28 protein-coding genes and 1 riboswitch are annotated in these 25,890 nt (G+C 62.5%); of the genes, 12 read left to right on the forward strand and 16 right to left on the reverse strand.

Annotated features, from left to right (window positions below; genetic code table 11):
- On the forward strand, nt 1-299 hold a 299-nt coding region (locus BM131_RS15570; RefSeq protein ID WP_139222589.1), incomplete at its 5' end, for a transposase.
- Between the two features lie 37 nt (nt 300-336).
- On the opposite strand, the gene BM131_RS15575 is transcribed toward BM131_RS15570, so the two are convergent.
- The gene (locus BM131_RS15575; RefSeq protein ID WP_090190969.1) at nt 337-522 is read right to left on the reverse strand and encodes a hypothetical protein; all 186 of its coding nucleotides are present in this window, start codon (nt 520-522) and stop codon (nt 337-339) included.
- A gap of 114 nt (nt 523-636) precedes the next feature.
- Here BM131_RS15575 and trpA point away from each other — a divergent pair, with 114 nt between their 5' ends.
- The gene (gene trpA, locus BM131_RS15580) at nt 637-1,428 is read left to right on the forward strand and encodes a tryptophan synthase subunit alpha (protein WP_090190970.1); all 792 of its coding nucleotides are present in this window, start codon (nt 637-639) and stop codon (nt 1,426-1,428) included.
- 91 nt (nt 1,429-1,519) lie between these two features.
- On the opposite strand, the gene def (BM131_RS15585) is transcribed toward trpA, so the two are convergent.
- The 3 genes from def (BM131_RS15585) to def (BM131_RS15595) are packed head-to-tail and all read right to left on the reverse strand — an operon-like array spanning nt 1,520 to nt 2,987.
- Nucleotides 1,520-2,011: a peptide deformylase gene (def, locus tag BM131_RS15585; RefSeq protein ID WP_090190972.1), complete on the reverse strand. Its 492-nt coding sequence runs from the start codon at nt 2,009-2,011 to the stop codon at nt 1,520-1,522.
- The gene (def, locus tag BM131_RS15590) at nt 2,011-2,469 is read right to left on the reverse strand and encodes a peptide deformylase (RefSeq protein WP_090190973.1); all 459 of its coding nucleotides are present in this window, start codon (nt 2,467-2,469) and stop codon (nt 2,011-2,013) included. Before def (BM131_RS15590) ends, def (BM131_RS15585) begins: the two co-directional genes overlap by 1 nt.
- A complete protein-coding gene (gene def, locus BM131_RS15595) occupies nt 2,466-2,987 on the reverse strand; it encodes a peptide deformylase (protein ID WP_090190975.1) in 522 nt (173 codons plus the stop codon). Before def (BM131_RS15595) ends, def (BM131_RS15590) begins: the two co-directional genes overlap by 4 nt.
- Nucleotides 2,988-3,100: 113 nt before the next feature.
- Between def (BM131_RS15595) and BM131_RS15600 the strand changes: the two genes are divergently transcribed.
- Nucleotides 3,101-4,270 carry a MalY/PatB family protein gene (locus tag BM131_RS15600; RefSeq protein WP_090190977.1) on the forward strand — a complete coding sequence of 390 codons (1,170 nt, stop codon included), beginning with the start codon at nt 3,101-3,103 and terminating at the stop codon, nt 4,268-4,270.
- Here the strand turns inward: BM131_RS15600 and BM131_RS15605 are convergent, their stop codons facing one another.
- From BM131_RS15605 to BM131_RS15645, 9 genes are all read right to left on the reverse strand, one after another.
- Nucleotides 4,271-4,621, reverse strand: coding sequence for a hypothetical protein (locus BM131_RS15605; RefSeq protein WP_090190979.1), 351 nt, complete (start codon nt 4,619-4,621; stop codon nt 4,271-4,273).
- A gap of 96 nt (nt 4,622-4,717) precedes the next feature.
- The gene (gene cobM, locus BM131_RS15610; protein ID WP_090190980.1) at nt 4,718-5,488 is read right to left on the reverse strand and encodes a precorrin-4 C(11)-methyltransferase; all 771 of its coding nucleotides are present in this window, start codon (nt 5,486-5,488) and stop codon (nt 4,718-4,720) included.
- A gap of 62 nt (nt 5,489-5,550) precedes the next feature.
- Nucleotides 5,551-7,371 carry a precorrin-3B C(17)-methyltransferase gene (cobJ, locus tag BM131_RS15615; RefSeq protein ID WP_090190982.1) on the reverse strand — a complete coding sequence of 607 codons (1,821 nt, stop codon included), beginning with the start codon at nt 7,369-7,371 and terminating at the stop codon, nt 5,551-5,553.
- Nucleotides 7,362-8,063, reverse strand: coding sequence for a precorrin-2 C(20)-methyltransferase (gene cobI / locus BM131_RS15620; protein ID WP_090190984.1), 702 nt, complete (start codon nt 8,061-8,063; stop codon nt 7,362-7,364). The genes cobJ and cobI overlap by 10 nt, the downstream gene beginning before the upstream one ends.
- A 46-nt stretch (nt 8,064-8,109) precedes the next feature.
- Entirely contained in the window at nt 8,110-9,312 is a 1,203-nt protein-coding gene (gene cbiE / locus BM131_RS15625; protein ID WP_090190985.1) for a precorrin-6y C5,15-methyltransferase (decarboxylating) subunit CbiE, read from the reverse strand.
- A gap of 64 nt (nt 9,313-9,376) precedes the next feature.
- Nucleotides 9,377-10,015, reverse strand: a complete 639-nt coding sequence (locus BM131_RS15630) for a precorrin-8X methylmutase (RefSeq protein WP_175499382.1) — start codon at nt 10,013-10,015, stop codon at nt 9,377-9,379.
- 72 nt (nt 10,016-10,087) lie between these two features.
- Nucleotides 10,088-11,341 carry a sirohydrochlorin chelatase gene (locus tag BM131_RS15635; RefSeq protein ID WP_090190989.1) on the reverse strand — a complete coding sequence of 418 codons (1,254 nt, stop codon included), beginning with the start codon at nt 11,339-11,341 and terminating at the stop codon, nt 10,088-10,090.
- Complete coding sequence (locus BM131_RS15640) at nt 11,338-11,541, reverse strand: DUF6732 family protein (RefSeq protein WP_090190990.1); 204 nt, start codon at nt 11,539-11,541, stop codon at nt 11,338-11,340. Before BM131_RS15640 ends, BM131_RS15635 begins: the two co-directional genes overlap by 4 nt.
- A gap of 206 nt (nt 11,542-11,747) precedes the next feature.
- Entirely contained in the window at nt 11,748-13,304 is a 1,557-nt protein-coding gene (locus tag BM131_RS15645; RefSeq protein WP_245754272.1) for a sensor histidine kinase, read from the reverse strand.
- 313 nt (nt 13,305-13,617) lie between these two features.
- Between BM131_RS15645 and BM131_RS15650 the strand changes: the two genes are divergently transcribed.
- The gene (locus tag BM131_RS15650) at nt 13,618-14,604 is read left to right on the forward strand and encodes a glutathione S-transferase family protein (RefSeq protein WP_090190992.1); all 987 of its coding nucleotides are present in this window, start codon (nt 13,618-13,620) and stop codon (nt 14,602-14,604) included.
- Here BM131_RS15650 and BM131_RS15655 read toward each other — a convergent pair.
- Nucleotides 14,584-14,961 carry a response regulator gene (locus BM131_RS15655; protein ID WP_090191041.1) on the reverse strand — a complete coding sequence of 126 codons (378 nt, stop codon included), beginning with the start codon at nt 14,959-14,961 and terminating at the stop codon, nt 14,584-14,586. The genes BM131_RS15650 and BM131_RS15655 overlap by 21 nt on opposite strands.
- 187 nt (nt 14,962-15,148) lie before the next feature.
- On the opposite strand from BM131_RS15655, the gene BM131_RS15660 reads away from it, so the two are divergent.
- Genes BM131_RS15660 through BM131_RS15675 form a run of 4 tightly spaced genes read left to right on the forward strand, consistent with a single transcriptional unit; the run spans nt 15,149 to nt 18,573 of the window.
- Nucleotides 15,149-15,541: a DUF1636 family protein gene (locus BM131_RS15660; protein WP_090190993.1), complete on the forward strand. Its 393-nt coding sequence runs from the start codon at nt 15,149-15,151 to the stop codon at nt 15,539-15,541.
- Entirely contained in the window at nt 15,538-16,473 is a 936-nt protein-coding gene (locus tag BM131_RS15665; protein WP_090190995.1) for a threonine-phosphate decarboxylase, read from the forward strand. Before BM131_RS15660 ends, BM131_RS15665 begins: the two co-directional genes overlap by 4 nt.
- Entirely contained in the window at nt 16,470-17,369 is a 900-nt protein-coding gene (gene cbiB, locus BM131_RS15670; protein ID WP_090190997.1) for an adenosylcobinamide-phosphate synthase CbiB, read from the forward strand. The genes BM131_RS15665 and cbiB overlap by 4 nt, the downstream gene beginning before the upstream one ends.
- Nucleotides 17,370-17,418: 49 nt before the next feature.
- Nucleotides 17,419-18,573 (forward strand): lytic murein transglycosylase, encoded by a 1,155-nt coding sequence (locus tag BM131_RS15675; protein WP_090190998.1) that lies wholly within the window; start codon nt 17,419-17,421, stop codon nt 18,571-18,573.
- A gap of 90 nt (nt 18,574-18,663) precedes the next feature.
- On the opposite strand, the gene BM131_RS15680 is transcribed toward BM131_RS15675, so the two are convergent.
- Nucleotides 18,664-22,119, reverse strand: a complete 3,456-nt coding sequence (locus BM131_RS15680) for a chromosome segregation SMC family protein (protein WP_090190999.1) — start codon at nt 22,117-22,119, stop codon at nt 18,664-18,666.
- A gap of 216 nt (nt 22,120-22,335) precedes the next feature.
- Between BM131_RS15680 and BM131_RS15685 the strand changes: the two genes are divergently transcribed.
- The 4 genes from BM131_RS15685 (at nt 22,336) to BM131_RS15700 (ending at nt 25,638) form a co-directional block, all read left to right on the forward strand.
- Nucleotides 22,336-23,037, forward strand: coding sequence for a class I SAM-dependent methyltransferase (locus BM131_RS15685; RefSeq protein ID WP_090191001.1), 702 nt, complete (start codon nt 22,336-22,338; stop codon nt 23,035-23,037).
- A gap of 42 nt (nt 23,038-23,079) precedes the next feature.
- Nucleotides 23,080-23,317: riboswitch (cobalamin riboswitch) on the forward strand.
- Nucleotides 23,318-23,353: 36 nt separating this feature from the next.
- Nucleotides 23,354-24,022 (forward strand): energy-coupling factor ABC transporter permease, encoded by a 669-nt coding sequence (locus BM131_RS15690; protein WP_090191002.1) that lies wholly within the window; start codon nt 23,354-23,356, stop codon nt 24,020-24,022.
- 81 nt (nt 24,023-24,103) lie between these two features.
- Nucleotides 24,104-25,189 (forward strand): cobalamin biosynthesis protein CobW, encoded by a 1,086-nt coding sequence (cobW, locus tag BM131_RS15695; protein ID WP_090191004.1) that lies wholly within the window; start codon nt 24,104-24,106, stop codon nt 25,187-25,189.
- On the forward strand, nt 25,186-25,638 hold the full coding sequence (locus tag BM131_RS15700; protein WP_090191006.1) for a GNAT family N-acetyltransferase: 453 nt from the start codon (nt 25,186-25,188) through the stop codon (nt 25,636-25,638). The genes cobW and BM131_RS15700 overlap by 4 nt, the downstream gene beginning before the upstream one ends.
- Nucleotides 25,639-25,642: 4 nt before the next feature.
- Here the strand turns inward: BM131_RS15700 and BM131_RS20010 are convergent, their stop codons facing one another.
- On the reverse strand, nt 25,643-25,888 hold the full coding sequence (locus tag BM131_RS20010; RefSeq protein WP_139222656.1) for a hypothetical protein: 246 nt from the start codon (nt 25,886-25,888) through the stop codon (nt 25,643-25,645).
- Between the last annotated feature and the right edge of the window lie 2 nt (nt 25,889-25,890).

Genomic DNA, 25,890 nt, shown 5'->3' on the forward strand with positions numbered 1-25,890 from the left:
CGATCGCCTCGCGCTATCCATCATTGCGACATGTATTTGCGGATGGCGGGTATGCAGGGCCCAAACTGCGGGACGCGCTAAAGGCCCTCGGCCGATGGACCGTCCAGATCGTCAAACGCTCTGACACCGCGGAGGGCTTTGAAGTGCTGCCGCGACGGTGGGTCGTCGAGCGCACCTTCGCCTGGCTGAACCGATGTCGCCGCCTATCGAAAGATTGGGAAAAATCCATCGCAAGCGCAGAGGCTTGGATCCTCATCGCACACATCAGACGCGTCACACGGCATCTCGCAAGGGATTGAGAAGGTGCAGTTAGTTTTGAATCAGACTCTTAGGCCGTTATTCGGTCCGGTTGCGGCCTTCCCAAATCAGAATCCAAGCGAGGATAATGAACATCGGATGGGTCAGCCCCCCACTAAACAGCAGCGCCGGAATCCACACCAGAAACGTGATGATCGCGATGATGGGACGTCCTGCGAACAGGATCGACAACGGCGGAAGCAGCAGGGCGAGTAAATAATTCATAGCCCCAATATGGGGCGACCTGCGCAAATTTCAATTCTGGTGAAAACAATTGGGGGCCATTGCATTTGCGCGTCCCATCCCCCAAAAACACGGCGACCCAAGAAGGATGCCGTCATGTCCCGTATCGACGCTAAATTTGCTGATCTGAAAGCGCGCGGCCAGAAGGCGTTTGTCGCCTATGTCATGGCGGGCGATCCGACCTATGACACCAGCGTCGAGATCGTCAAAGGCCTGCCCGCTGCAGGCGTTGATATCATTGAACTCGGCCTGCCCTTTACCGACCCAATGGCCGACGGCACCACGATCCAGCTCGCCGGTCAACGCGCGCTGGCCGGGCATATGACCTTGGACAAGACGCTGAATATTGCCCGCGAGCTGCGTAAAACCGACGACACCACACCAATTGTGCTGATGGGCTACTACAACCCGATCTACTCGCGCGGCGTGCCCAAGTTTCTAGAGCAGGCGGCAGAGGCCGGGATAGACGGGCTCATCATCGTCGACCTGCCGCCAGAGGAAGACGAAGAGCTTTGCCTGCCCGCACAGGCTGCAGGCATCAACTTCATCCGCCTTGCAACCCCGACCACGGACGACAAACGTCTGCCTAAGGTGCTGACGAACACATCCGGCTTCCTCTACTATGTCTCGGTCACCGGAATCACCGGTACCGCCGCGGCACAAACCGCCGATGTCGCGCCCGAAGTCGCACGCATCAAGTCGCACACCGACCTGCCCGTGATCGTCGGCTTCGGCATCCGCACACCAGAGGCAGCAGAGGCCATCGCGAGCGTCGCAGACGGCGCTGTTGTCGGCTCTGCTATCGTCGAAAAGATCGGCGCGGGCGAATCCGTCGCGGACGTCCTCGCCTTTGTCAAATCCCTCGCCGACGGTTGCCATCGCGGCTAAGCGTCCGGACTTCTTCTGGTTAAAAATACCTCGGGGGAATCGGGCATAGCCCGATGGGGGCAGCGCCCCCCTCCCTCTCCTGATTTGTCGCCTAGCGCACCAACTTTGCCGCTTTTTTCAGCAGCATGTCCCGCTTCAGCTTGGTCAGCCGATCAAAATACATCTTGCCCGCAAGATGATCGATCTGGTGCTGCACGCTCGTCGCCCAAAGCCCGACAAAGTCGCGCTCTTCGGTCTCGCCCACTTCATTCAGAAAGCGGACCGTCACAGCCCGGGGACGTTTGACGACCGCTGAAACTCCCAGCAAACAAGGGCTGGCCTCGTCATGCTCGCGAAATTCAATACTGGCGTGCAACACTTCCGGATTCGCCATCCGCACCACCTGCCCGCGCGCCGTGCTGGCATCGACGACGGCCAGACGCAGCGGAACGCCCAGTTGCACAGCGGCAAGGCCGACGCCCGGCATCGCCTCCATCACATCGACCATATCCTCCCAGATCGTGCGGACCTCGTCCGTGATCTCGGGAACATCAGCTGCAGGGGTCCGCAGGGCGGCATGGGGCCAGGATACAACAGTCCGCATCACATAATCTCCGTGTAATCGGTGCACAGGATGCCATCCAGATGGTCGCGCTCGTGCTGAACGATGACAGCATCCGTGCCCTCGAACGCCTCTTCATGCGCGGTGCCATCCAGATCCTGCCACCGCAGCACCAGATCGCGCGGACGCGGAACGGCGACAGTCAGCATCGGGATCGACAGGCAGGATTCGTCATTCACGACCAGCGCCACATTGGCCGTCACGATGTGCGGGTTCACAAACACACGCGGGGTCCGCGCGCCCGTTTTCCATGTCACGTCCATGACAAAGATCCGCTGCAGTACGCCAATCTGCGGCGCCGCAAGTCCCCGCCCCGGCGCGGCATACATCGCCGCGAACATCTCTTCGCTCAAATCCGCAAGGGCCGCGTCAAACACCGTAACCTGTGCACAAACCGCGCGTAGCGCCGCGTCTGGCACGGTCAGAATGGGGCGTGTCACGCCCGCGCTCTTTCGCGCTTTAGCTTTTGCATCTTGCGCGTAATCATCTGGCGCTTCAGCGGTTTCAGATAATCGATGAACAACTTGCCATCCAAATGGTCAATCTCGTGCTGCACACAGGTCGCCCACAGCCCGTCGAATCGCTCTGTCTGCTCCGCGCCATCAAGGTCCATCCAGCGCACCTCGACCTCTGCCGGGCGTTCGACATCGGCGTATTGCTCTGGGATCGACAAACAGCCTTCTTCGTAGACGCTATGCGTGTCGCTTTCCCACGTAATCTCTGGGTTGATCAGCACCATGGGCCGCGCCGGATTGATGTCATCCTTAACGCAATCCATCACCATCACGCGCAGCATCACGCCGATCTGCGGCGCAGCAAGGCCGATGCCGGGGGCGTCGTACATCGTTTCCAACATATCGGCAGCCAGTACCCGCAGGTCATCGTCCACCTGCGTGACAGCTGCGGTGACCTTTTTCAGGCGCGGATCGGGGTGGATCAAAATGGGGCGTAATGTCATGCCCCCGATCTAATCGCTGGGCCGCCAATTGCCAAGATGGCCCGCGATTTATCCCTTGGCACGCGGTTTGCGCCTGCTAGGGTCGCCGCAAACCCCCAAATAGGTATCCCGCCATGAGCTTTGACACCCCCGTAAACCGTCGCAACACCCACTGCGTCAAATGGGACGCGATGGAATCCGTCTACGGCGTATCCCCCGATGACGGCATCGCGATGTGGGTGGCTGACATGGAATTTCGCGCACCAGACGTCGTTCAGGACGCGGTCGCCGCGATGCACGATCACGGCGTCTATGGTTACTACGGCAACCCAGAACCCTATACCGATGCGATCCGCTGGTGGATGCAAACCCGCCACGGCTGGCAGGTCGACGCGGACGCGATCATGACGACCCATGGCCTCGTCAACGGCACTGCGCTGTGCGTCGACGCCTATACCAAACCCGGCGATGCCGTCGTGCTGTTCACCCCTGTCTACCACGCCTTCGCCCGCGTCATCACCGCCGCCGGGCGCGAGGTCCGCAGCTGCGAGCTGGTCAATAACGCCGGCCGGTACGAGATGGACTTTGACGCTTACGATGCCCAGATGACCGGGTCAGAGCGGATGGTCATCCTCTGCTCGCCGCACAATCCCGGTGGCCGCGTCTGGACAAAGACCGAACTGCAAGCCGTCGCCGCCTTTGCAAAACGCCACGATCTGGTGCTGGTATCCGACGAGATTCACCACGACCTGCTGATGCCCGGCCAGACCCATATCCCCATGGCCCACATCGATGGGATCGAAGACCGCCTTGTCATGATGACCGCCGCGACCAAGACGTTTAACATCGCAGGCAGCCACACTGGCAATGTGATCATTCCAAATGCTGACCTACGCGCGCCCTTCGCCGCCCGGATGGCGGCCCTTGGCATATCTGCCAACAGCTTTGGCCTGCACATGACCACCGCCGCCTATTCCCCCAAAGGGGCCGCTTGGGTGGACGAACTTTGCCTCTACCTCGACGCGAACCGCCGCTTGTTCGACGACGGCATCAACGCCATCCCCGGCGTCCACTCCATGCCGCTCGAAGCAACCTACCTCGCGTGGGTCGATTTCACAGGCACCGGGATGAGCAGCGAAGAAGTCATCCGCCGCGTCCAACAAGACGCACTGATCGCGCCAAATCACGGCGTGACCTTTGGCAAAGGCGGCGAGAATTTTCTGCGCTTCAACCTAGGTGCTCCGCGCGCGCAGATCGCGGACGCGGTGGACCGTCTGCAAAAGGCCTTTGCCGACCTGCAATAACTACAGGCGGGGCAATAGCCCCGCTGGCGCATCATCCGCGCGTACGAAATCGACAGGCGGGTTATCCGTGACGGCGTGCAACCATTTGAAATCAAAGATGCACTCTTCACCCTCGACCCGGCTGCCGACGATCAGCGCCTGATACAGGTGCCGCATCCCGTCATAAATATCGACGCGGCCCCGCAGCAGGTCGCCAGCATCAGCGTCCAGCGCCATGCCATCGGCCCAAAAGCGGCGGATGCGCATGATATCGTCGCCATCATGCACACACAGGCGATTGCCGCGCGAAATCGACGCGCGGCGGGCGTCCTGCAATCCCTTGATCACGGCATCGGGCAAAAAGTCATTCATGGCAGCGCCTCCTTCGCGTTCACAGTAACGCGCAAGTGTGACGATTATTCAAACGCCTTATCCGCCGCACTGCAGCAGTGCAGACGCAGAAAGCGATCAGCCCGTTTTTACCTTAGGCCTTAAAACATGGGGTTTCGCCGCATCATACAGCGCCGAGTCGGGGAATCCATGTTGCGATCCCAGCACGGGGCCAACCATAATTAATGCCGTGCGCGTAATTTTCGCGTCCCGCACTTTGGCGTGAATGTCGCTGAGCGTGCCGCGCAGAATCAGTTGATCCGGCCAAGACGCACGGTAAATCACCGCCACTGGACAATCGGCGCCATAAAATGGCGTCAAACGCCGCTCGATATCGCGCAGCGCCCTGATCCCCAGATGGATCGCCAGCGTCGTGCCCGTGGCCGCAAAATTCTCGAGCGTCTCGCCCTCGGGCATACCGGTGGATTTCATGCTCATCCGCGTCAGCACGATCGACTGCCCGACCTCTGGCACGGTCAGCTCCGTCCCCATGGCCGCAGCCGCCGCTGCATAGGCAGGCACGCCGGGAATGATCTGATAGTCGATCCCATCCGCCTTCAGGCGCCGGATCTGTTCTGCAATTGCACCGTAAAGCGACGGATCGCCGGAATGCACCCGCGCCACATCCTGACCCGCCGCATGCGCCGCCAAGATTTCGCCGTGCGTGTCATCCAGCGTCATCGGGGCCGTATCCAGCACCCGCGCGCCTTGGGGCGCAATCGCGACCACCTCTTCTGGCACCAGTGATCCCGCGTACAAACACACCGGACAGGCTGCGATCAGCCGCGCCGCTTTCAGCGTCAACAGCTCCGGGTCACCCGGCCCCGCACCAATAAAATAAACCGTCATGCCCGTCCTCGCTTTTTTCTAAATACGCTCGCCGAAGGCCTGAATTTTCGACGAAAATTCGACTACCCCGCCAGATCGCCATCAATCTTGCGGGCATAGCCGCGCGGCGTAAACATACGCGGCCCCTCGCCCAGCTGTGCAAGGCGCGAGTTGCTCGACCCCACCAGCACGACCGTCAGCATGTCGACCTCGTCAACTTCCAGCGCGTCCAAGCGCCGATAGCGCACATGCTCCTCTGGCCGCCCAAGCGAGCTTGCCAGCATAACGGGCGTATCGCCGGGGCGATGTTGCAGCAAAATATCCCGCGCCTCTGCCAAAAGCGTGCGCCGCGTTTTACTGACCGGGTTATAAAAGGCGACGACAAAATCGCCCTCTGCCGCAGCCTTCAGCCGCCGCAAAATATCATCCCGCGGCGTCAGCAAATCGGACAAGGAAATCGCGCAGAAATCATGCCCCAGCGGTGCCCCCGCCCGCGCTGCCGCGCCCTGCAAAGCACTGACGCCGGGCGAGCAAACGACCTCCACCCGCCGGGCGGCATCAGACACACCCAGCGCCTCTGGTCCGCGATCAAGCAATTCGAACACCAAGGCGCCCATGGCGTAAATGCCGGCATCGCCCGAACACACCAGCGCGACGTTCTTGCCCTGCCCTGCCTGTTCCAGAGCATAGCGGCAGCGCGCCTCCTCCCCGCCCAGCGGGAAATCCGACCGCGCCTTGCCCACGGCCAGTGGCCCAAGCAAATCGATATACAGCCCGTAGCCTACCAATTCCTCGGCATCGGCGACCAACCGCGACACTTCTGGCGTGCGCCAGGATGCCTGCCCCGGCCCGATCCCCACGACCGACAGCTTGCCGCGCGCGCGGCCTTGCAGCGCTGTCAGCGGCGCATCCAGCGCAGCCACGGCGCAAGTTGCCATCGCCGCCTTGCGCTTCTCGACAACTAAACGCCCCTGCGCGCCGACCTGTGCCAAAGCTGCTGCTTCGGACACGCCGTGCGTGCCGACCTCGGCAAATACCACGTCTGACGGATGCGCCAGACGGGGCGTCTCTGCCTCAAGCGTATCCGCATCGAACAACCGAAGCGGCACGCCAAAGGCCTGCGCCAGCGCGATAATCGCGGGCTCGTCCGCCTTCAATGAAATCGTATTGACGCAAGCAATCGCATCCGGCGCGATCCCGGCTTCCACCAAAGCCTCGCCCACCAAGGTCGCCAAATCCACCTCTGGGCAATTGCGCGCACACCCTACGCCCAGTGCAAAGCGCTGCGGTGCAAACTGCAAGTGATGCGGACCAAGCTCCGCGACAGGCGCCGTGCCGCAAGTGATCGTCACGCCGTCCCCTGCCGGCAGATCCGCCAACCACGCCGCAGCGACCGCGTCTGGCCCGGTCACCCGCGCGCCAGCGCCGGACAGCAGCAAGGCCATCGCGTCCTTCGCATCCCACGGATTGACCAATCGCCACCCCAAAGGCGGTGCATCCAAAGCAACCCCAAGCGCCACATCGCCCGCCGTCGTGACAGCCGCAACCGCCCCCAGTGCATCCGCAATCCGCGCCGCTAGCCGGTTCGCGCCCCGGTGCCCGCCCAGCAACGGCACGACAACGCCGCCATCATCACTGACCGACACAACAGGCGGCTCGGTCGTCTTATCCGCCAGCAATGGTGCCACCGCCCGGATCAGTATCCCGCTGGCACAGACGCCAACAACAGGCACGCCCGCTGCAAACAAGTCGCGGGCATGATCCAGCGCGTTGTCAAAAAACGCATCCGCCACATCGACACGCCCTTTGCGCCCATGCACCAAAGCGCCAAGCGTTGCCGCCACACGGTGCGCCGTCGCCTCACCAGACCGCGACAGGGCCAATACGACAGGTTCTACAGCCATGGATCGGCCCCTTTTGTCAGTAAAATCATGGAAAAATAAGGTGCCGAAGCTGGTGCCTGCGCAAGCGGGCAAACGACCTGCTCTGGCAGACTGGCCCGCTCGACATAGACCGCGTGGTCCGTCAGCCCAAGATCATCGAACACGGCGCGGATCTTCGCCAGATGCCGGCCAACCTTCATGATAACAACGCTTTCGGCCCCCGCAATCCGCTCTCGCAACTCTGCCTCTGGCAGCGGGCCGGGCAGCACCGTCAAACGCTCGTTCCGCGCAACAAGCGGACGCGCAGCCACCGCGGCACAGGCCGCAATAGACGTCACGCCAGGCACAACTTCGACCCGGTAATCAGCCGACAACCGGGCAAACAAATACATAAACGATCCGTAAAAGAACGGATCCCCCTCGCATAGGCAAACCACGTCCCGCCCCGCATCCAGATGCGCCGCAATCGCCGCCGCGCCGGTATCATAGGCCGCCTGCGCAGGTGCGCGCTCCACGCTCATCGGCACGTCCATGACGATCTCAATCGCATCCGCCGGGATCAAATCCGCAGCGATCGATCGGGCAAAACTCGCACCGCCTGCCAGCGCAGGATAGGCCACGACCGCAGCGCCTTCAATCAGCCGCGCCGCCCGCAGTGTCATCAGATCCGCCGCCCCCGGCCCCAAACCCACACCATAAAGCACGCCGCTCATCCGCATTCACCTTGCCAAATAAACTCCCGCCGGAGGCTCCGCCCCCTCATCGCTTCACAAGGCTCCATTGGGTCACTGGCATCGCTGGCCGCCATCCTGTCAAGCGCCCGACCGGTTCAGCCCGGCAGACCGACAGCCGCACCAGATCGCCGCCATGGCGGGCATGCAGCGCCATCAGCACCGCCTCTGACTCCAGCGTCACCGCATTGGCCACTAACCGGCCCAGCGGACGCAGCGCAGACCATGCCGCGTCAAATACCGCTTCGCTGAGGCCCCCGCCGATAAAGATCGCATCCGGCGCGGCCAGACCATCCAGACAGTCCGGCGCAGTCCCTTCCAGCAGCTCTAGTTTTGGCGCGCCAAGCGCCAGCGCATTGGCCGCTGCCATCGCGCGGCGATCATCGCGCGGTTCGATCCCGATAGCGCGGGCATAGCGCGCCGCGCGCATCCATTCGATCGCAACAGAGCCGGAACCGCAGCCAATATCCCACAGCAGCGCCCCGCGCATCGGCATCAGCTTGGCCAGCGTGGCCGCACGAATTTCCTGCTTGGTCATCGTGCCGTCAGACTGGAACAGATCATCCGCAAGCCCCGGCACCCGCGGCAAAAGTGCGGCGTCCGGTGCTGCTATGCACTCGACCGCCAGCGTATTGAACGGCGGCACGACATGGTCCCAGCTCTCGGCCACGCCATCAAAGCGCGCCTCGTCCTTGCCGCCCATCGCAGCCAACACCGTCATCCGTGACTGACCAAAGCCGCGCGCCGCCAGATAGGCCGCAATCTGATTGGGTGTCTCGGCCCCGGTCGTCAGGATCAGCAGGCGTGCATCGGGCTGGATAAACGCCACCATCTGCGCCACGGGGCGCCCGTGCACGGTCAGCGTTTCAACATCCGCAAGGCTCCACCCCATGCGGGCCGCTGCCAGTTGGAAGGCACTCAGTTGCGGGTGATAGACGATCTCTGACGGATCAATCGCCCGCCCGATCCGCGCGCCAACGGAAAACCACAGCGGATCGCCGGTCACCAGAACAACCGCCCGCCGTCCGCGCAATCCGTGAATAGTCTCGATCATGGCGTCAAAAGGCGATGGCCAAGCCAGACGTTCGGCAGTCACGCTGCCTGACAGGGCATGATGCCGCCCGCCGCCCAAAATGACCTCTGCCGCCTCGACCACCGCGCGGGTGGCGGGGCTCAGCCCATCCATGCCGTCTTCGCCAATGCCGACAATGTGCAGCCACGGTTGCGTCATGATCCACTCCGATTTTTCGGCGAAAAATCGGCACTGCCGCCCGCCTTGCGATAATTTTGTGCCATTAAATCCGGTCTTCCGGCAGGCCAGCAGCCAAAGCGTTGACCGCCGCCGCCGCCAGAGCAGAGCCGCCGCGACGCCCCCGCAACGCGATGAAGTCGCAGCCGCGCGGATGCGCCGCGAGTTCAGCCTTGGATTCAGCCGCGCCGACGAAACCCACAGGAAAGCCCAAGATCACCGCAGGCTTCGGCGCGCCTGCGTCGAGCAGTTCCAGAAGGTGAAACAGCGCTGTTGGCGCATTGCCGATCGCGACGACCGCACCTTCAAGATGCTGGGCCCACAGCTCTACCGCGGCAGCAGAGCGGGTGTTGCCAATCGCTTGTGCACGGTCCGGCACGGTCGCGTCGTTCAAGGTGACGATGACCTGGTTCTGCGCTGGCAGATAACGGCGGATGATCCCCGCCCCCACCATTTCGCAATCGCACAGGATTGGTGCCCCGGCCGCCAGCGCGGCATGGCCTGCTTTGGCGGCCCCTGCCGAAAACGCCAGCCTGTCAGCGATTTCAACCATGCCGCAGGCGTGGATAAGACGTGTCATCACCGGATGCATGTCTGCAGCAAAACGGTCCAGACGGGCCTCGGCCCGCACGGTCGCAAAGCTTTGCGCGTAGATCGCTGCAGGGTTTTTTTCGTAGGGTCTCAAGATGAGCAGGCCTTTGTGCGGGGTGAGGGGTCTGACCCTCCGGGGGGAGTTTATTTGGCAAGGTGATGAGGATCAGACCTTGCGGGTTTTACGCGCGCTTTCGGGGCCGTGGGGGTGCTGTGCATGGGGATAGACCGGGTGGGCGTGGTCGTGATCGTCGTGGTGGTGATGATTGTGCCCGTGGTCGTGGTCGTGGCTGTGATCATGGCCGTGGTCATGACTGTGCGGCAGGCCGTGCGCGTGGGCGTGGGCATGTTGCGCTTCTAGGCGGCACATGCCGGTGCAGAAGGTGTCGCACAGCGTGCAGTCGGCCACGTTAGAGCCGGGGGCGTTGGCACCCTGCCCTTCAACGTGGTGGTGGTGGCTTTCTTGCACTGCGCCGACTTCGCCTTCGAACCCAAGCACTTTGGTCCTGTATTTGCACATGACGCACAGCGCAGGCGGCGTTGCGGCAAAGGCCGGGTGTTGGCGGTCAGCGGCACTGATTTCGCGCTGCTCTCCCCCTGCCAGTGCCAGCACTTGATCGCGGTAGGCACAGATGCCGCAGTTGGGCGGCGGCACAGCCCCCGCCTGTTCGGTGATCCGTTCGGCGAAGGTTTCCAGCACTTTGGGATGATCGCCCAGATAGCCGGCTTTGACGAATTGGATGCCGGGATGCTCTGCCGCGACTTGGTCGGTGAAGCCGTAGATGCGGTCGATCAAAATGCCCGAAAACAGGAAATACGGGAACACGATGACGCGCTTGTAGGGCAGCATCGCGACGTGTTGCAGGCAAGGTTCCACCAGCGGGAAGGTCACGCCGGAATAGCCGACCTCGTGCCAGCCAAAGCCCATGCCTTCGGCCAGCATCCGGGCGATCTTGGCCACGTTGCCATTGGCGTCCGGGTCAGAGGCACCGCGGCCGATCACGACAAGGCAGGTCTGCGTCAGCGGCAGCGCGCCGTGTTCGGCGTTGGCGCTGTCCACAGCGTCCTGAATACGGCTGGCGGCGGCGGCGATCATCTTGGGATCAACACCAAGTTCGCGGCCATAGCTGATGGCCGTACCGTGCTGGGCGGCATAGGTGTTGAGCACCGTGGGAATGTCGTTTTTCGCGTGCATGGCAGCAAACAGCATGCCCGGCACCGCAAAGATTCGGTCGCACCCTGCATCCCGCAGCCGGTCAAGACCGTCGCGGATCACCGGGTTCGCAAATTCCAGATAGCCGTAGTCGACCAGCCAGTCGGACGGCAGGAACGCGGGCAGCTTTTCGGCCAGCGTCGCAAATTCGTCGACGGCGGACTGGCTACGCGAGCCGTGGCCGCAAATCATCACACCGGTTTTCATGCGGGCTGTTCCTCGCGCTCTGGTTCGGATTTTTGTTTTGCTTTGCGGCCCTTCAGCGCGCCCAGCGCGATGGCGATTCCCGCCGCGCCAAGGGCAATACCCGCGACCCAGTGGTTATGCCCTGCCGCATCGACCAAATGGCCGGGGTGGGCAGAGGCTGTCGTGGCCGTCAAGATCAAGATCGTCGTCAGCAGGCGCATGGCGTATCTCCGGGCGTGGGTAGGCCGGGGCCGAGAGCTGGCTATTGACGATGTGGCATTCCGGTCCCCGTCAGGGTCGACCCGTCTGCCACCAACCGCTCTGGCCCCGTATCGGGCTTCGTCAGGGATGGGGTATAGGCGGGAGCCGCGCAGTGCGCAATGCATAGGACCCGTTGAAATCGCAGCGCCGTCTGTTGGCGCAGCGTTTAGCTAACAAGGCGCAAGCCGGACCGCGGGCGCGCCGCCACAGCCTCTTCTGCGGCTTGCAGGGCGCTGGTGGGCATAGCGACAGTAAAAGTCGTGCCTGCGCCAGCTGCACTTTGCACCGTCACCCCGCCGCCGTGCGCGATGGCCAGCGTCTTGCAGATGGCAAGGCCAAGGCCTGCGCCGCCTTCGGACCGGTTATGGGTCGCTTCAAGTTGCTGGAAAGCATTGAAAATCACGTTGTGGGATTCTTCTGGGATGCCGCAGCCGTTGTCTTCGACTTCGATGTTAAAGCCGGTCGCCGTCAGCCTTGCGCGCAGGGTGATATCGCTGGACTGGGCAAACTTGAACGCATTGCCAACAAGGTTCGACAGGATCTGCAAACAGCGTGTGCGGTCGGCAAAGGCCATGACCTCTTCGCATTCGACGCTGATCGTGACGCCCTTTTCAACGGCCATCGGGGCGAACTGCGCTTTGACGTCTTCAAGCAGTCCGCGCACCGGAAAGGCCGTGCGGTCCAGCGTTGCCTCGCCCAACTCCATGCTGGTGTAGTCCAAAATCTCGTTGATCATGCCCAGCAAGTGGTTCGCCGCAACGGTGATCTTATGACCATAAAGCTCTGCCTGATCGCCGATCCGGCTGTCGGATTCTATAGCCGCCTGCCCTGTCTTGGCGGCGTTCATGTCCTTCAACCGCCCTAGAATGCTGGCGTAGCCCAGCACGATGGTTAGCGGCGTGCGCAGCTCGTGGCTGAGGATGCCAAGGAATTCCGACTTTGCCCGGCTGGCGCTTTCGGCAGCATTGCGCGCTTCGGTCAGTTCTTGGATGTTTTCCATCCACGTGCGGTTTTCGATCGTATAGCTGAACAGCGCGCCCATCACGATGACGATGGCCGTGCCGGTGATGGCAAGAGCCAGCACCTTGAACGCTTCGGGGTTGATAAAATCGCCAGAGATATCCAGCGGCGACACGCTAAAGGCCGCCATGCCTGTAAAGTGCAGGCTGATGATGCCGATCGCCAGTGCGATGGACATCTGGTATTCGCCTGCGGCTTTACTTCGGTTGCCAAACACCAAGGCCGCTGCGCCAAAGACCACGGCTAAAACGATAGATGCGATCAGATAGGTTTGATCCCAAAAGATCACGCCTTGGACCCGGTAGGCAATCATACCCGCATAATGCATCCCGGCGATCGCAAGGCCCAGAATTGCACCGCCCAGCAGCGGGGCAAAGCGGATCGTGCTGATCGTCGACACCAGAACGCCAATGGCGCTGCCCAGAACCGCAATCGCGAAAGACACCAAGGTCAGACCCAGATCAAAGCTGACCGGAACATTGGGGCGAAAACCCAGCATGGCGACAAAATGGGTGCACCAGATCGACACACCAGCGGTCAGCGCCGTCAGCAAATACCACGAAATCGCATGCCGATGTGACCGATTGCGCGCGTGGCGATACAGGCGCGACGTCACCCAACTGCCAAAGCCGCATAGGATCGCCGCCAAAGCGACCAGGCTCATGTCGTGGAATGCCGTAATACAGGTGACGATGGTCATCATGGTGCTGCTCTGGCTAACTCTTTACCAAGTTTAACGATTAACGATGTTTTAACCTCTCTATTCTGGCCAACTGTGGCGAAGTTTGGGCGCAGTTAAGTATATCGCAGGTTGTTATTTTCTGACGTTAGGTCACGCTTACGATGATCCCGAAATGTGCCTTTAAGATCGGCCATTTTCGTCCAATCCAGCCGACTAGCCGCCGAATCCCGGCATCATCCGCGCTGCGCACAGCACCTGCGCGGCAATCCGTGTATCCAGTTCGTCCCGCCTGCCCTAGCTTTCCCTTAACACGGTAAAAAAGGGAGCGATGGCTATGGGCCTGCTGGTTGACGGACAATGGCAAGATAAATGGTACGACACCAAGAAAAGCGGTGGCAGCTTTGAACGTGACGTCGCCAGCTTTCGTAACTGGATCACCGCAGATGGCAGCACTGGGCCGTCGGGTGATGCGGGTTTTAAGGCGGAAACCGGGCGTTATCATCTGTATGTCAGCTATGCCTGCCCTTGGGCGCACCGGGCACTGGTGTTCCGCATGCTCAAGGGTCTGACGGACCATATCAGCGTCTCGGTCGTGCATCCGAACATGCTGTCCGAAGGCTGGGAGCTGTCGGATGATTGGGACGGGGCCACCGGGGACACGCTGTTTGGCCTGGATTACCTGCGACAGGTCTATCTGAAGGATACCCCGGATATGACCGGACATGTCACCGTGCCCTTGCTGTGGGACAAGGTGCAGGGGCGCATCGTGTCGAATGAATCGTCCGAAATCATCCGCATGTTCAACAGCGCCTTTAATGATCTGACCGGCAATACAGACGACTATTGGCCAGAAGACCTGCGCGCCGCGATCGCGCCGATCAACGACCGCATCTACAACACGGTCAACAACGGCGTTTACCGGTCAGGCTTTGCCACCACGCAAGAGGCATATGACGCCGCCGTGCACCCGTTGTTCGACAGTCTTGACTGGCTCGAAGACATCCTATCGCGCAATCGCTACCTGATGGGGGACCGCATGACAGAGGCTGACTGGCGGCTTTGGACGACCCTCGTGCGTTTCGACAACGTCTATCACACCCACTTTAAGTGCAACCGCGCCTTTATCCGCGACTATCCGAACCTGTGGGGTTTTACGCGCGAGCTATATCAGTGGCAGACGCAGGACGGCGCGATCGCGGATACGGTGAATATGGATCACATCGTGCAGCATTATCACTACAGCCATGAAACGGTGAACCCCTACCGGATCATCCCGATCAATCCGAACCCGGATTTTGACTTAGCGCACGGCCGCGGCTGACTGCTCGCCGTAATGGGACGCGATATCCGCCAGCTCGTCTGGCGGAACATCGCGGTTCAACGTCAAACGCGCCGTTGCGCAATGGTTAAAGATCGACCCATCCGAGAAAAAGCTGCTGTCCGTGACGCAAAGCACATTCGCCCACGGCTGCCGGAATGCGGCAACATCAGCGACGGTCAGCCCGTTGCCCCGTTCAAGCACCAGATCCAGAACAATGGCGTCAAAGGTGAAATCTTCTAATGCCTGCACCGCAGAATCGGAATCGCCGCACAGCGTCACCTTGGCCCCGTGCCGCTGCATATGGCGCTGCCAAACCGCGCCAAGCGCCGCATTGCTTTGCACGATAAGGATACGCACAGGCGCAAGAGCGCTATGATGATCCGAAGATTTTACCATGAGTAAAAAATTACCGCAGAAAACGGCATCTGCATACACTCAATTGATACCTTACCCCCGAAAGGCTGATTCTTGCCGCGGTCAGCTTGTATCGTAGGCGAAAATCCGGTTGAAACAGGCATAACTTGTTGCAAAGGGCCGCGCGAAGATGACGACATGGATCACGATCTGCGACACGTGCAAACGTGACGGCTGGGATTTGACTGGCGCGGCACAAACCGACGGCGAAGCACTGGCCGCCCTGATCGAGGATGCAGCCCGCGATGTGCCTGACGTGCGTACCCGCCGCGTGGCCTGCTTGATGGGCTGCAAAGCTGGCTGCAACGTCGCCGTGCAGGCCCATGGCAAACTGTCCTATACCATCGGTAACTTTGAACCCATGGCAGAGGCCGCAGCCGGCATCGTGACCTATGCGGCCCTGCACGCCGGGTCCAAAAACGGGCAAGTGCCGTACCGCGACTGGCCGCAGGCGATCAAAGGCCACTTTGTCACCCGCCACCCGCCCCTGCCGGTCGCCGCATCAGACTCGGACGCTGCATGAAGGCGCCGCGCGATCACGGCGGCGGTCTGGACGCGGCTATTGCGGAATACGGCGGCACCCGCGCCGATTGGCTTGACCTGTCGACGGGCATTAACCCCGTCCCCTATCCGCTGCCCGACCTTGCCCCCCATGCCTGGAACGCCCTGCCCGATCAGGCCGCGCAGGCCAAGCTGATCCAGCGCGCCCGCGCCTTCTGGAATGTCCCGGACGCAGCGGCCGTGTTGCCGATCCCCGGTGCCTCTGCCGCGATTGCCCAACTGCCGCGCCTTGGCAAAGCGGGCCAGGTCTCGATCCCCGGCCCGACCTACAACGAACACGGCGCAGCCTTTCGCGCTGCGGGCTGGACACTGGTGGATGATGCCAGCGATGCCATCGTCGCGGTGCACCCGAACAACCCGGACGGCATGGTGTGGCAAGCGGATCAGATCACCGCTGACCTGAGCATCATCGACGAAAGCTTTTGCGATGTCATGCCAGAGGCGTCGCTGATCCGCCTGTCCGCGCGGCCCGGCACCATTGTGCTGAAAAGCTTTGGCAAATTCTGGGGCCTTGCAGGTCTGCGCCTTGGCTTTGCCATTGGCGATCCGGCGATTATCGCCGATCTGGCAGAGGCGCTTGGCCCTTGGCCCGTGTCCGGTCCGGCCCTTTCCATCGGGGCAGAGGCGCTGGCCGACCCGATGTGGGCGGACGAGACATGCGCCCGGCTGACCAAAGATGCCCAGCGCCTTGATGACCTGCTCATCGCACAAGGTGCGATCGTCAAAGGCGGCACATCCCTGTTCCGCCTGTATCAGGTTGAAGACGCCGCCGCCGCGCAGGCGCATCTGGCCCAGAGCCATATCTGGAGCCGGATTTTCCCCTACGCGACCGACTGGTTGCGCCTTGGCCTGCCCCCGCCGGACCGCTGGGATCAAATTGAAGGTGCCTTTTGACGCTGATCTTCGGCCTTTTGCTGGACGCGATGTTTGGCGAACCACGCTGGCTATGGTCCCGTATTCCCCATCCTGCCGTCATGATGGGGGCCTGCGTCGCCTGGATCGACCGCCGCGCCAACAACGGTGCCAATCGCCGCGCCAAGGGGGTCATCGCCTTTGGCCTACTGGCGCTGGCCTTTGTCCTGCTAGGCTTTGTGCTGGCCGCGATTCCCGGGCACGCCGTGGACATCATCGTGCTGGCCATCCTGCTGGCGCAGCGAAGCCTTGTTGATCACGTCCGCCTTGTTGCAACGGCCCTGCGCCAGTCGCTAAGCGCTGGCCGCACCGCCGTCGCGCAGATCGTCGGCCGCCAGACCGCGACCCTGAACGAAGCCGCCGTCAGCCGCGCCGCGATTGAAAGCGCCGCCGAGAACTTCTCTGACGGTGTGATCGCGCCTGCCTTCTGGTTCGCCGTCGGCGGGTTGCCGGGTTTGCTGCTGTATAAAATCACCAATACCGCTGATTCCATGATCGGCTATCGCACCGAAAAATACGCTGAATTCGGCTGGGCCGCGGCGCGGTTCGACGATCTGCTGAACCTGATACCCGCGCGCCTATCCGCCCTGCTGATCTGGCTGACCGCCCCTAATCGCTATGCCCTGCCCGCGATCATGGCAGAGGCGCCGCGCCACCGCTCTCCCAATGCAGGCTGGCCAGAGGCGGCGATGGCCCAAGTGCTGGGCGTCGCCCTCTCCGGCCCGCGCACCTATGACGGTGTGCGGCGCGATTATCCCTTCGTGAACGATGATGGCCGCCATTTGATAGGCCCCGCCGACATCGAAAACGCCTGCACCGTGCTGTGGCGCACTTGGGCACTGGGGCTTTTCGCCGCCCTGATTGTGACCCTGTTCTAATCCGCAGATGCCTCTGGCAGGATAGGGTCACATCAAAAGGACCGATCCCATGCGCTTGACTGCCCTGCTCCTCACCCTCGCCACGCCGCTGGCCGCACAGGACTGCGGCGCATCGCTGCCGGACTTCAAGGCGGGGGTTCTGGCCGAGGTAACCGCAATGGGCATCGCACCCGATGTGGCAGAGGCATTCTTGTCCAGCGCGCAAATCGACCCCGCCGTGTTGAAGGCGGACCGGGCGCAGGGGGTGTTCCAGCTTGATTTCGTCACCTTCTCTCGCCGCTTGATCAGCACCGCGCGGCTGGACGCAGGCAAAGCGATGGGACAGCAGTATTCCGACACCTTTGCGCAGATCGAGGCGCAATACGGCATCCCGCGCGGTGTCCTGCTGGCGTTTTGGGCATTCGAGACCGACTACGGCGCAATCCAAGGTGATTTCAATACGCGCAACGCGCTCTTCACCCTCGCCCATGATTGCCGCCGGCCAGAGCTGTTCCGCCCCGAACTGCTGGCCGCGATGCAGCTATACGCACGCGGTGATTTCGATCTGGGCACGACGGGTGCTTGGGCCGGAGAGATCGGACAAGTCCAAATGCTGCCCCGCGACATCATCGCCCACGCCGTGGACGGCGATGGTGACAGGCATATCGATCTGAAAGGCTCTGCCGCCGATGCGCTGATGTCAGGCGCGGCGCTTCTGTCCGCGCTGGGTTGGCGCGCGAATGAGCCTGCGCTGCAAGAGATTACCGTGCCAGAGAGCTTGGACTGGTCCCGCACGGGACTTAATCACGAACTACCCGCTGCCGATTGGGCCGCCCTTGGCGTGACGGGACGCGGCGAAGCGCTTTCGGATCTGCCCGGCGCAGTGCTGCTGCCCATGGGGCGGAACGGTCCGGCCTTCATGGCCTACCCCAATTTCAGCGTCTATTTCGAATGGAACCAGTCGCTGACCTACGTGACAACCGCCGCCTATTTCGCGACCCGGTTGGCGGGGGCACAAATCTATGATGCGGGCAATGCGGACCCGGGTTTGGACGGGGCGCAGATGATAGCGCTGCAGGAAAAGCTGGCGGCACACGGCTATGACGTGGGCGGGATCGACGGGATCTTGGGCGAGAAAACGCGCGAGGCTGTGCAGTTGGAGCAGGCGCGGCTGGGCTTGCCTGCGGATGCCTGGCCAACGGCTGCGCTACTGGGGCAGCTTTGATCGGGGGGCCAGCCCCCCGTCCCTGCGGGACTCCCCCCGAGGTATTTTTGACCAGAAGAAAAGTGGACCTAGGGCCGCGGTGCGGCGCGATTAGGCCACCATGCTTTCGGCTTTTTTCAAATCGACCGAGACAAGTTGGCTGACGCCTTGTTCACCCATGGTGACGCCGAAAAGGCGGTCCATGCGCGCCATCGTCACGGCGTGGTGCGTGATGATCAAAAAGCGCGTGTCGGTGCGGCGGGCCATTTCGTCCAGTAGATCGCAGAAACGCGTCACGTTGGCATCGTCCAGCGGCGCGTCGACCTCGTCCAGCACACAGATCGGGGCGGGGTTCGCAAGGAAGACCGCGAAGATCAGCGCCATCGCCGTAAGGGTCTGTTCCCCGCCAGAAAGCAGCGAGAGGGTCGAGAGTTTTTTGCCCGGCGGCTGGCACATAATCTCTAGCCCCGCGTCAAGCGGGTCTTCGCTTTCGACAAGGACGAGGCGCGCCTCTCCGCCGCCGAACAAGCTGCGAAACAGGGTCGAGAAGTTGGCGTTGACCTGCTCGAAAGCGGTCAGCAGCCGTTCGCGGCCTTCTTTGTTCAGCCCGGCGATACCAGAGCGCAGGGCGTCGATTGCGCCTTCAAGGTCGGCCTTTTCCGCGACCAGCGTGTCGTGTTCGGTCATGACCTCGGCCGCGTCTTCTTCGGCCCGCAGGTTCACCGCACCAAGTGCGTCGCGCTGGCGGCGATGGTTCGCGATATCGACATCGATTTTATCGGCACCCGGCAGGCCCGCGGCATCGATGCCTAGGCTGTCCCACAAAGCTTGCGGGGTGATGTCGCGGTCCTCGCTGATCCGCTCGACCGCCGCAGCGACGGCATCGCTGGCGGCATCGCCGCGGGCCTGGGCGCGGGCGCGAGCCTCGCGGGCGTCCGAGGCGGCGCGTTCGGTTTCGCGCTCTGCCAATGTAACATCGCGCAGGCTGGCTTCGCCCAGTGCCAGCGCCTCGGCGGCGGCGGCGCGGCGGGCATCCGCGTCTGCGATGCTGGCGGTCAGCTGTTCGCGCGTTTCCGCGATCTGGGCGGGGACGCTGGCCGCGTCTTCCAACTCATCCTCTGACGCATCTTTGCGGGCGGCAAGTTCGTTGCTGCGCTGGGTTGCGTTATCAAGGCGCAGCCGCCATCCCGACAATTCCTTGGTGATTTCCTGACTGCGCTTGAGGCGCGCGTCACCTGTCCGGCGCAGATCATCCGCGCCAGCGCGGCGGGCAATCATCGTCATCCGCGCGGCTTCGACCGTCATACGGATGTCGTCAACGCCAGCGCGGGCGTCGTCCAGATCGGCAAGGTCCGCTTGCGCGGCCTCTGCCTCGATCACCTGTGCGCGGGCGGTGGCGGCCTCTTCTGCGTGGCGCGCCATGGCGAGCGAGAGGGATTCCAGTTTGCCAGCGGCCAGATTGCGGTCGGCTTCGGCGCGGCTGGCGGCGCGCTGCGCTTCGGCGACGCGCATGTCGGCGTCGCGGCGGGCATGGCGGGCGGTTTGGTCGGCCTGCGTCAGGGCGGATAGGCGGGCGGTCAGGGTTTCATGCGTCTCTACCGCTTCGGCAGCAGCGGCCTGTGCGATTTCCAGCTCGCTCCGCAGGTCGGCCAGCCGGTTCAGCTGCTGCAAACGCAGCGCGGCGGCAGAGGGTGCGTCAGCCGCGCCAGCGCGGTAGCCGTCCCAGCGCCACAGATCACCTGCTTGCGACACAAGGCGTTGGCCCGGCATCAAATCGGCCTGCAAACGGGGACCATCGGCGGGATCGACAACGCCGATCTGGCCGATCCGGCGGGCCAAAACGTCCGGCACATCGACAACTTCGGACAGGGGCCGCGCCCCAGCAGGCAAAGGTTGCGCACGCGCATATCCGGGCAGTTCGACCCAGCCAGAAGGGTCAGTCGCGAGCACGGCAGGTGCCTTGAGATCGTCGGCTAGTGCCGCGCCCAAAGCCGCCTCGAATCCGCGAGCAACGGTCAGCAGGTCAAGCACTTGGCCCCCTGCCCCCGCATCGCGTTCGACCAGCCGCGCCAATGCGCCAACTTCGGCTTGCAGCGCTTTCGCCTCGCCTTCTGCCGAGGAACGCTGCGCGCGGGCGTCGCTTTCCAGGCCTTGCGTCGCCGCGCGGGCCGCTTCGGTTTCAGCCAGCGTTTCTTCGGCATTGGCCGCCGTCGCTGTCGCGATCTCCTCGGCCAGCGTGGCTGCATCAAACGCCGCTTCAGCGCTGCTCCGTGCGGCCTCTGCCTCTGCCATGGCGCTGCGGGCACGGGCGGCTTCGGCTTCTGCGCGATCAGCCGTCTTGCGGTAATCGTCCAGCAGGCGCTGCGCCGATTGGTGGCGTGCGGACAGGCGGGCGACATCTTCGGTCAGCTGGCCAAGGTCCTGTTCCCGCTGGGCTAGCACCTCTGCCGCCTCTGATGCGGCGTCTTGCGCGGCGGACAGGGCATCGTCGTGGCCCGCGCTGGCCTTGGCGATTTCCGCCGCTTCCCACGTCAGGCGCGCGATGGTGTCTTCGGCGTCGGCGTTCAGGCTGTCCTCTCGCGCGATGTCATGCGCCAGCTGTTCAATGCGCCGCGTCAGCGTGGCAATCGCAGCGGTGGCCTGCGCGTCCTGATCGGCCAGTTGGTCGCGCTGGACGGTCAGGCGCTGTAGAATCGCGCTGGCGGTTGCGTCCTCTTCACGCAGAGGCGGCAAAGCCTCTTCAGCGCCTGCACGCCTTGCAGTCGCCTCTTCTGCAGCGCGTTCCGCCTGCGCTGCGGCGAGGGCCGAGGTGCGGACCTCGGCCAAAGCGGCCTCCAGCGCGGCATTGGCGTCATGCCAGCGGCGATACAGCAACAAGTCTTCGGCATGGCGCAGGGCGGTGCCGATTTCGCGGTAGCGGGCGGCCTGCCGCGCTTGCCGCGCCAGTGTGCCAAGTTGCGCGGCCAATTGGCCGACCACGTCATCCACGCGCAGCAGGTTCGCCTCTGCGCCTTTTAGCTTCAGCTCTGCCTCGTGACGGCGCTGATACAGGCCCGAAATGCCTGCCGCTTCTTCCAGAATCCGGCGGCGGCTGGTGGGTTTGGCGTTGATCAGCTCTGAAATCTGGCCTTGCCGCACCAAGGCGGGGGAATGCGCACCCGTCGAGGCATCGGCAAAGAGCATCTGCACGTCCCGCGCACGCACGTCCTTCGTGCCGACTTTATACGCCGAGCCTGCGTCGCGCGTGATGCGGCGGGTGATGTCCAGACTATCGCTGTCATTGAACGCGGCCGGGGCCAGCCGTTCGCCGTTGTCGATGATCAGCGCGACTTCGGCAAAGTTGCGGGCCGGGCGCGTTGCGGTGCCGGCAAAGATCACGTCCTCCATCCCGCCGCCGCGCATCGCTGTGGGACGGTTTTCGCCCATCACCCAGCGCAAAGCTTCCAGCAGGTTGGACTTGCCGCAGCCATTGGGGCCGACAACGCCGGTCAGGCCATCGGCGATCACCAAGTCAGTGGGATCGACGAAGCTTTTGAAGCCGTTCAGGCGCAGGCGGGTAAAACGCATGGGCCATGGCCCCTTGTTTGATTCTTTGAGGGTCGAGGTTGATCGTCGAAACTGCGCCAAGTCAACCAAGCCGCCGCTGAACCAGCCGGGGACACCGAAGTTATCCACAAGATCTTAAATGCGCGACACCACAATTATCAGCAGGCACCGCCATATTGTCGCCATCCCAGACCTGTCTAAAGCGGCGCAATACACAGGTAAAAGGGTCCCCGCGTTTTGGCGTATTTCGATTTTCTGCACGAGCTAGAGGATTACTCTCCCGACATGGTGACGCGGATGAACCGCCGTCATGCGCGGATCGTCGCCCCCTTCAAAGAGGATCTGATTGGTGCGCAGGTGCTGGATCTGGCCGCCCATGACGGCCGGTGGAGCTATGCCTTGGCCGAACATGCAGAGCGTGTCGTCGGCGTCGAGGCGCGCCCAGATTTGATCGACCGCTTCGCCCAATATCCCGCAGGGCCGCAGCATGGCCGGGTGAAATTGGTTTGCGACGACATCTATCGCGATTTGGACAAGCGGCTGATCCGCGACGAAACCTTCGATGCGGTCATGCTGTTCGGCATCTATTATCACGTCATGGATCATTACGGCCTGCTGGCCCGCGTCACACAGCTAGAGCCAGAGCTGATCGTGATCGATTCGGAGTTTATGGTAGACCGCAATCCGATCATCCAGATGGTCAAGGAACGCACCGATAACCCGCTGAACGCCATTGCGCAGGTGCCGGGCCAAGAGGTCACGATGAAGGGTGTGCCGTCCACTGGTGCGATGGAACGCATGGCCGATGTGCTGGGCTATGGCTGCACCTGGGTTGATTGGGACGCCGTGCCCGAAGATCAGCGCGGCACCGTGCGCGATTATTTCCGCGACGGCGAAATGCGACGTAAAACCTGCGTTCTGCGCCCCCTGCCCACCTAAGATCACGCCCGAATCCGGGTTGACGCGCCCGCTGCGCCGGGCGCACAAAGAACCCTGCAAGGTTCCCCACGACAGACGCAAAGCGTTGGGGATGAAACTGGGAATGTGGAAGGGGCCGATCCTGCGATCGGGAGGCCCCGTGCCACAGCCGCCCCCGCGACTGTAAGCGGTGAGCGTGACGTCATTAAGCCACTGGGCTGCCAAGCAATTGGCCCCCGGGAAGGCGACGCCGCGTGCACGAGCCGCAAGCCAGGAGACCGGCCTCGCATGATGAAACCCCATCCCGTCGGGTGTGACGGGCTATAGGAGAGACAAAATGCATATCGAACCCGGCGTCGTGACAGGCGCAAAACTGGCTCTTGGCAGCGTGACCGCTGCAGGTGCAGCCACTGTGTCCGCCAAAATGGTTTGGGAAAATCTGGTGCAGCGCGGGGCCGCGTCCCTGATCGCACGCAGCGCCATGGCCACCGCCGCGACCTTCGTCTTCTTTGAACTGCTGCCGCATCTGGCCGTCGGCCCGTCCGAAGTGCACCTGATCCTTGGATCGACCCTGCTGCTGATGCTGGGCACCGCGCCCGCCGCTGTCGGTCTGGCCCTTGGCCTGCTGCTGCAAGGTCTGCTGATGTCGCCAACGGATCTGCCCCAGTACGGCATGAACGTCACCACCCTGCTGGTCCCCCTGCTGGCGCTGCACATGGTCACGAAATCCGTCGTCGCGCGCGGCACGGCTTATGTCGATCTGACCTACACGCAGGCGCTGAAGCTTTCGACCACCTACCAGGCTGGCGTTGTGGCTTGGGTCGCGTTCTGGGTTGTCTGGGGCGAAGGTGCCAGCGTGTCCACGCTGGCGTCGCTGTCGACCTTTGGCGCAGCTTACATGACCGTCGTGCTGATCGAACCGCTGGTTGATCTGGCCGTGCTGGCTGTCGCCAAGCGCATGAAAGCACAGGGTTCCGGCCTTCTGGACGCCCGCGTTTACGGCTAAGCCCGCATTCGCTGATCTGACACGCCGGGCCGAAGTCGCAGGACTTCGGCCCGCATCCCTTTGACATATCGAGTTACCCTCATGGCCGCGAAAATCCCCGCAACCGTCGTCACAGGCTTTCTGGGCGCTGGCAAAACAACCCTGATCCGCAATTTGCTGCAAAATGCCAAAGGCAAGCGCATCGCGCTGATCATCAATGAATTTGGCGATCTTGGCGTCGATGGCGACATCCTGAAAGGCTGCGACAGCGATGTCTGCGCCAAGGACGACATCGTAGAGCTGTCGAACGGCTGCATTTGCTGCACCGTCGCCGACGACTTCATCCCCACAATGGAAGCGCTGCTGGCCCGTGACCCGCAGCCCGATCACATCGTCATCGAAACATCGGGCCTTGCCCTGCCGCAGCCGCTGGTGCGGGCCTTCAACTGGCCCGGCTTGTCGACCCGCGTGACCGTCGACGCTGTCGTCACCGTGGTTGACGGCGTCGCCGTGACCGAAGGGCGCTTTGCCCATAACGTTGCCGCCGTGGACGCCCAGCGCGCCGCCGACGACGGCCTTGACCATGAAACGCCGCTGTCGGAACTGTTCGAAGACCAGATCGCCTGCGCCGACATGATCGTCATCAACAAGACCGACCTGATGGACCCTAAGGCCGCGTCCGAACTGGCCGACCGCCTCAAATCAGAGGCCCGCCCCGGCGTGCAAGTCATCCGCACCTCGATGGGAGAGTTGCCCGTCGACGTGCTGCTGGGCCAAGGTATTGGTGCCGAATCCGACCTAGAATCGCGTCACGAAGTGCATCACCACCATCACCACGACGATGACGAAGATGATGACCACCACGATGACGATCATCATGACCATGATCACCACGACCATGGGCACGATGAATTCGAATCCTTCATCGTGGAACGCGGCGAAATCACTGATCCTGCCGCATTCGCCGCGCAGGTCTCTGACGTGATCCGCGCCCATGACATCCTGCGTCTTAAGGGCTTCGGCTCTGTCACCGGCAAGCCCATGCGCCTTACCGTGCAGGCCGTCGGCCCCCGCGTGGATCACTACTTTGACCAACCGCTCGGCGACGCGCCCCGCGGCACACGTCTGGTCGTGATTGGCGAAGCTGGCCTTGATCAGGACGCGATCCGCGCTGCGTTGCAGGCATGACGATCACGGTCGATCTGGCTGACCCCCGGTCGGCCGAGGGGCTGGCGCTGCTGAACGCCAGCCACGCCTTCCTGATGTCGCGTTACGCGCCAGAGCACAGCTTTGCCCTAAACCCCAACCAGCTGGCAGAGCCGCATGTCAGCTTCTTCATCGCAGACTGCAATGGAGAGGCGCTAGGCTGCGCGGCCTTGTCCAACAAGGGCACCTACGGCGAGATTAAATCGATGTTCGTCCACCCCGACGCCCGCGGCAGCGGCACTGGGGCCGCCCTGATGCAAACGCTAGAGGACGAGGCCCGCACGCAGGGTCTGACCCTGATGCAGCTGGAAACCGGCAACGATCTGTATGATGCCCACCGCCTGTACCAGCGGCACGGTTTCGCAGTTTGTGGCCCCTTTGGCGATTACGCCGAGGGGCCCCATTCCGTTTTTATGGAAAAGCGGCTGTGAGCCTTCAGTCCGGCAGGTTCTCTGTGCCGCGGATGGCCTTACCCTTTGCCTCGTCCGTGGCAAAATCGTCGGCAGGATCGCTGGGCTTATCCAGATCGGTCTTGCCCGCGCTTTTCTTCATGCGCGCCAGCAGCTCTTCTTTCGAAGGCCGAGAGCCAAATGGCGTCTTGTCAGAACCATATTGGTTATGTTCCTGATGCTTCGGCCCTTTTTTCGCCGTTTTCGGTGTTCCCGATTTTCCGTAGTCCATGG

The sequence above is a fragment of the Loktanella salsilacus genome, assembly GCF_900114485.1.
GTDB lineage: Bacteria > Pseudomonadota > Alphaproteobacteria > Rhodobacterales > Rhodobacteraceae > Loktanella > Loktanella salsilacus.